Raw genomic sequence first — 6391 nt, forward strand, 5'->3', positions numbered from 1 at the left:
ACAGATGCACACAGATGAAACACGGAAAATCCGTGAGCCGTGTCCGTGATTCGGGTCTGTCCTTAGGCTGTAGGGACAACCCTTGTGGTTGTCCGTCTACGGAACGGACATGGACAAGCACGGACATGGACAAGCACGGACAGGGACAAGCCCTGTCCCTACACTTCCGCCTTCTGTCCTGTGTTATTTATCCATGCTAATCCGTGCAGCTATACCTGAACGGTTATCTGGGCTTTATATCCTGAACTTATGATAATCTTAGCGGTGGAAACGGCTACCTTAACCGGCAGCGTGGCTTTGCTTGGCTCGGAAGATATAGTGATAGAACATACTTCCGGCTCTCCCGGCACTCACTCAGTTTGGCTTATGCCGGCCATAGAAAGGATATTTAAGCAGGCGGGATTTTCACTGTCCGATCTGGAGGCCATCGCGGTATCCCTTGGTCCCGGCTCTTTTACCGGACTCAGGGTGGGGATATCCACTGTTCGCGGATTGGCTCAAACCTTACGCCTCCCTGTGGTTGGAATTCCGACTCTGGATGGTTTAGCTTCTCATTCGATTGACACTTCCTACCGGATTTGCCCTATCTTAGATGCCAGAAAGAAACAGGTTTATGCGGCCTTTTATCGATCCCAAAAGGGAGAAATAGTCCGAATAAGTGATTATTTGGCCATTGAGCCTTCTCATTTGGTGGATATGATCCAGGAGCCGGTCTTTTTCCTGGGGGAGGGACTGGAAGTCTATCAGGCCTTCCTGAAAGAAAACTTAGGCGATCTGGCCCATTTTGCTCCACCCACTCATTGGCGGACGCGGGCGCTTAGCATAGCCTCACTCGGTCTGAAAGCCCTGGAAAGAGGTGAGGGCAGAGATTTTCGAGAAATTACGCCGCTTTACATCCGGCCACCGGATATAAGAAACGTAAGCGTTCAGCCCCTAAGGCACAAAGACACAACCTCGATCCTCGATCCTGGATGCTCGATTCTGGATGCTCGATTCTGGATGCTCGATCCTGGATACTGAATCCTTTACCAGCATCGAAGATCGAGCATCGAGCATCGAGCATCGAGCATCGAGCATCCAGCATTTGGATTAGGGATTCTAACTCGAAACTTGAAACAGGAAATAAGGAGGTCTACGGTAGTCCGGTGAGAAATCCATCTAACCACGCGAAACTCGAAAAACAGACCGGCTTAATTTACCATCCCACCTGCCTGAAACACGACATCCCGCATCATCCGGAGAGGCCGGCTCGAATTACGGCCACCATGGAATATCTTAAAGAAAAAGAGATGCTAAATCGCCTATCTCTTATCGAAGCAGAGCCGGTCAGGGATGAAGATCTCCTGCGCACTCATTCGGAGCAACTGGTATCTAAGGTAAGGGAGTTATCGCTTTCAGGGGGTGGATATATTGACGCTGATACGGAAGTAAACTCTTACACATACGAAGCAGCCCGGTTGGCGGCTGGGGGGGCGGTAAAGGCCGCCAAGCTGGTCATGGAAAGGACTATTAACAATGCCTTCTCTTTGCTTCGCCCTCCCGGGCACCACGCCAATCGAGACCGGGCAGCCGGCTTTTGCTACTTCAATAACTTAGCGGTAATGATAAAATATCTTCAGGCCAGGCATGGTTTGGCCCGGATTCTGGTCTTAGATTGGGATGCCCATGCCGGTAATGGAACTGAGGAGATCTTCTGGTCTGATCCAGGGGTTCTGGTGATCTCCCTTCATCAGGATCCTAGATTTTTCTACCCGGGCACAGGGTTTATTGAAGAGCGGGGCGGGGGGGACGGCGAAGGCTATACAGTAAATATTCCCTTGCCGCCAGGAAGCGGTAATGGAGATTATATTTATCTTTTGAAGGAATTTGTTGTTCCTCTGGCCCGAAGATATAAACCGGAATTTATCGCTATTTCTTCCGGAACTGATTCTCATCGAGATGATTACATCTCCGGACTCTCTTTGACGGAAGAAGGCTTTGGCCAAATGAGCCGTCAGATAGTGGAGTTAGCTGAAGCGGTCTGTTCCGGGCGAATGGTGGTCTGTCTCGAAGGTGGTTATAACTTAGCGGCGCTATCTCGTTCAAACTATTTTATCATCTCTGCCCTTTTAGGAGAGCTGCCGGAATACGGTCACGGGGAAGAACCTAAAATCTCTACCAGGCAGCTTCTTAATACTCTTAATAACCAGGCACGATGGATGAATCTCGTCCAGCCTTCTTCGTCTTAGGAGGATGAACTTGGAAGAACCAGAGACACCGGCCACTCGAAACGCCGGGGACCCACGAAATGGGGGCGAAACTCAAAACCAGCCGGAACCGGATACCTCTACTCTGGAAGAGAAGTTGGAAAAACTGGCCGTTCAGGTCAGGAGTTTGCTTAGCCAGGAATATTATGAACTGGTTGAGCTGATTAGAAATCCGGTCCGACTGATGTGGATAAATCTTCTTATCGGCCTGGCCCGGGGGGTAGGAATATTTATTGGTATGACCGTGGTGGGAGCATTACTGCTTGTTCTGTCGGCCAAGATTTTGAGCGGCGTTATTGATCTCCCCTTAATTGGGCGTTTTGTGGCTGATTTGGTAGAAGCCGTCAAGACTCAGATGGCTATGACCCGTAAATAGTATAACCCAGCGTAAGTTTCTCCTACCCTTGAATCCTCAAACCCGGCTGAAACTGAACCCACCCCGGAACTTTCGCCGTAATCGTTCCTTTAGATTTTTCTCAGTGTCTCTGTGTCTTCGTGGTGAGGTGAACGGTTACCTTTCGCCGAGCTGTAATAGGGCGCAAAAAATAGACACCTATCTAAATAAATAGACATCTGTCTAAAAAAATGGATATCACAAACCCTTTATTAACAAGATAGTAAGGAAATAGTCTATTTTTTTAACAGCCTTAGGGCTGAAAAATCCTTGTTTTTCCCTCTTTTTTTTTCACAGTCGGGTTTTTTAGTTCCTTCTTCTCTTGCATAACATTAATTACGAAAATCTATTAGGAATAAGCGGCTGAACTTTTCCAGCCAGGTAGACAACTTGGCATAATAATTGCTACTTAAAAAGAGGGATGAGAGTGGAGAGACCTCTCCATTCTCATCTCTCAACACTAATTTAAAGGAGGTAAATTTACAATGAGGAAATCAGGTAAATTTTATGAAGGGAAAGCATATTTTACTAAATGGAGGAAGGCAACCGCTAACGGTGTGAGGACTAAAAGAAAATCTTTCTGCAGCCAGCTTATCCTGGCCAGCTTTATTCTCTTCATTTCCACTAAAGCCGTAGCCGTTAATTGGTGGGACCCTGGCTATTCCTACCGGAGGCAGATCGAGATCAAGAACGGAGCTGCCTCGCCTCTCGAGCAAGATTACTCAGTGGCTGTCGTCCTTGATACGACTAATGGGAGCAAGTTTCAGCCTGATGGGGATGATCTTAGAGTAGTCTCCTGGAATGGAAGCTCGAATACTGATTTAGACCGGGAGGTAATAAATATAAATACTACGGCCACCGCTGTCTGGTTTAAGACGAGGGCTCCCATTCCCGTTGGAGTTACGGATAATAATTATTACCTTTACTATGGGAACCCAGGCGCCAGTAATCCGCCGGCTAATCTTAACAATGTGTATATCTTCGGCGACGATTTTGAGTCAGGATTGGGACAATGGAGCTACTATAACGGTGAGGTGAGCACCTCCTCAGATGTGGCGGTTAAAGGTAACCAGAGCTTAAAGATAAACAATACCCGGAACGGGATCCATGATCAAATTTATATTAATAAGCCCTTTCCTTTCACCACCCTCAGAGTAAGTTACTATGTTCGTCTACTCCAGGATAAGGGCGCCTCTATGGCCCATAGCTTCCACCAGGGCGATACCCTTCCTGCGCCTGACCAGGCCTACCGTCATTCTTCGACTATAAGCTGGTCGCACTTGGATAACGATGACAAAATGGAATATTACAATGGGAGCTGGCATACCTTTTATAATGATCTTTCCCCCAATCGTTGGTATCAACTGGATGAATATTTTGATTTTAATTCCAGAAAGATGATGATAAATGTAGATGGTGGTAATTTTGAAGTTAACGATAACACGGGACTTATTAGTCAGCCCACGCAGGCGGTTAAATATCTTCGATTCTGGACCTATGATGGTGAGCCAGGCAGGTTCTATATTGATGAGATCAGGCTCCGTAAATATGCTGAGCCGGAGCCACTCGCTTTACTCCAGGCAGAAGAAGGTGGTATTATTAATCAACTCCCTGTGGCCAATGCTGGTGGACCTTATAGTGGTTGGGAAGGCAGTTCGGTTATCTTGAATGGTTCAGCTTCATCTGACCCGGATACAGATGGAGTGATAATTAGCTACGAGTGGGACGTGAATGGAGATGGGGCTTACGATACTATTACCGGGGTAACGCCTGCCTATACCTGGAATGATGACTACGCCGGGACAGTGGGCTTAAGAGTGACCGATAATAAGGGGGGCCAGGCCGTGGCTGAGGCTCCGGTAGTAATAGGGAATGTAGCCCCGGTGGCCCAAGCAGGGGGGCCTTATACCGGGATAATAGCCAGTCCACTTACCCTAAATGGTTCAGCGGCTGATCCTGGAAGTGACACGCTGAGCTATGCCTGGGATCTTGATAATGATGGATTCTATGACGATTCAACTCAGCAGAATCCATCCTATACCTGGAATACTCCCGGAGACAAGACCGTTTGGCTCCAGGTAACCGATGATGATGGCGGGGCAGGGACTGATTCGGCAGCGGTAACTATATCTCTCCCAACAGGGACACCCGTAAGAATAGTCCTTGATTCTCCCCAACCAGCCTATGCTGAGGTGAAGATAAGCATTGAGGTGGGGAATGCCTCTGATACCATCGCTGATCTTTTTGCCCTATCCTTTCGTTTTAACTATCCCCGCGACCGGATAAGTGAAGTTATCTCAGTGGAGACCTCAGGAGAACTCTTGGGAGGTGATATAATTTCTCATATTAATATAGACGAAGGTGTAGGAGAAATAAGGATGAGTCTTTCCCGCAAGAGAGGGCAAGGTGGGGTTAGTGGTTTTGGTAAGGTAGCTCTTTTAAAATTGAGAATCCCTGCTGATGCAGGCGGCCAGATAATTACCTTCAGCCTGGATAGATTATTAGCGGTTGACCCTTCAGACCATCCCTTGGATGTTTATTCTTTGCCGACGTCACTGGTGGTGACAGATTTTGTCGTCTGGCCTGGGGATACCAATAATGATGGCAGAGTGAATGAGATTGATATCTTACCTCTTGGCTCTTACTGGCTGCGTTCAGGTCCGCCCAGGGCATCAGCCTCTTCCACCTGGCAAGCCCAGACAGCCACTCCCTGGTCTCCTGAGATAGGGGCTACTTACGCCGACGCTAATGGAGATGGAGAGGTAAATGAGAAGGAGGTTATCCCTATTGGCCTGAATTGGGAGAAAACCCATAATGGAAGCTCCCCTGCCCCAACCAGGTCAAAGGCTGATCAAATGGCCGCCTATGAGGCGATGTATCTATTTTTAAAGGATGCCCCACCTACTGAGCCTGTCGAACGAATAAGGGCCTTCCTGCTCAGTTTAATTGATCCGGATGGGCGGACTGAAATCCCCCTCAAGACCTCGCTGTCTCAGAATTATCCCAATCCGATAAATCCTGAAACCTGGATACCCTTTGCCCTCTCTGAGAAGAGCCAGGTAGAGATTCAGATCTATAACCTGGCCGGGCAATTGATCAGGACTCTTGAATTGGGCCTTAAGGAGCCGGGGAGCTATCTGACTAAGAATGAGGCGGCCTATTGGGACGGTAAGGATGATGAAGGAAAGGAGGTTTCCAGTGGCATATATCTTTATCAACTCCGGGCCGGGCTGTATGTCTCGACCAGGAAGATGATCATACTCAAGTGATTTCGGATTTCGGATTGCGGATTATTTCGATTGCAGATTTCGGATTGCGGAATGCGGATTGTTCCGATTGCGGATTAAAATTCACCGCAGAGGGCGCTGAGAACGCAGAGGGAAGAAAGAAAAGCTCTGCACTCTCTGCGGTCTCAGCGGTAAAAAATGTCGAGTTGTGCGGTTAGGCTGGAGCCCTGGAAACCGCTAAAGCGGTTATGATTCTATATGTTGTCTTATTCGCATCACCCTGATAAATCAGGGCGCTAATCTCGGTAGAAATGAAGATATGATGAGAATAGCACCCCGATTTATCGGGGTGAAGCAAGAAAAGGAAGAAGAAGAAGAAGAAGAAGAAGAAGAAGATGAGGAGGAGGAGGAGGAGGAGGAGGAGGAGGAGGACGGCCAAAGAAGTAATTAATTCGCAGATGACCGTCGCATCTGTGCTTACGTAAGGCGTCTTCTTAACCTCCGGTAAAAACGAAGATGGAACA

Annotated in this window: 6 protein-coding genes; 5 read left to right on the forward strand and 1 reads right to left on the reverse strand. The window is 48.0% G+C overall.

Annotation, left to right across the window (positions count from 1 at the left end; all coding sequences use genetic code 11):
* Positions 1-249 precede the first annotated feature (249 nt).
* A complete protein-coding gene (tsaB, locus tag AB1797_12250; GenBank protein ID MEW5768370.1) occupies positions 250-1020 on the forward strand; it encodes a tRNA (adenosine(37)-N6)-threonylcarbamoyltransferase complex dimerization subunit type 1 TsaB in 771 nt (256 codons plus the stop codon).
* A gap of 5 nt (positions 1021-1025) precedes the next feature.
* Here the strand turns inward: tsaB and AB1797_12255 are convergent, their stop codons facing one another.
* A complete protein-coding gene (locus AB1797_12255) occupies positions 1026-1166 on the reverse strand; it encodes a hypothetical protein (GenBank protein ID MEW5768371.1) in 141 nt (46 codons plus the stop codon).
* Between AB1797_12255 and AB1797_12260 the strand changes: the two genes are divergently transcribed.
* The 4 genes from AB1797_12260 (at position 1146) to AB1797_12275 (ending at position 6318) form a co-directional block, all read left to right on the forward strand.
* Entirely contained in the window at positions 1146-2228 is a 1083-nt protein-coding gene (locus AB1797_12260; GenBank protein MEW5768372.1) for a histone deacetylase, read from the forward strand. The genes AB1797_12255 and AB1797_12260 overlap by 21 nt on opposite strands.
* A gap of 4 nt (positions 2229-2232) precedes the next feature.
* A complete protein-coding gene (locus AB1797_12265) occupies positions 2233-2622 on the forward strand; it encodes a DUF5665 domain-containing protein (GenBank protein ID MEW5768373.1) in 390 nt (129 codons plus the stop codon).
* 503 nt (positions 2623-3125) lie between these two features.
* Complete coding sequence (locus AB1797_12270) at positions 3126-5909, forward strand: PKD domain-containing protein (protein ID MEW5768374.1); 2784 nt, start codon at positions 3126-3128, stop codon at positions 5907-5909.
* A gap of 277 nt (positions 5910-6186) precedes the next feature.
* Positions 6187-6318, forward strand: coding sequence for a hypothetical protein (locus AB1797_12275; GenBank protein ID MEW5768375.1), 132 nt, complete (start codon positions 6187-6189; stop codon positions 6316-6318).
* Positions 6319-6391: the final 73 nt, after the last annotated feature.

The organism is bacterium (genome assembly GCA_040753085.1).
GTDB lineage: Bacteria > UBA9089 > JASEGY01 > JASEGY01 > JASEGY01 > JASEGY01.

What these genes read in the sequence shown, in the direction of transcription:
- tsaB (MEW5768370.1), top strand. Translation starts at nt 250, where the DNA reads ATGATAATCTTAGCGGTGGAAACGGCTACCTTAACCGGCAGCGTGGCT.
- AB1797_12265 (MEW5768373.1), top strand. Translation starts at nt 2,233, where the DNA reads ATGAACTTGGAAGAACCAGAGACACCGGCCACTCGAAACGCCGGGGAC.
- AB1797_12270 (MEW5768374.1), top strand. Translation starts at nt 3,126, where the DNA reads ATGAGGAAATCAGGTAAATTTTATGAAGGGAAAGCATATTTTACTAAA.
- AB1797_12275 (MEW5768375.1), top strand. Translation starts at nt 6,187, where the DNA reads ATGATGAGAATAGCACCCCGATTTATCGGGGTGAAGCAAGAAAAGGAA.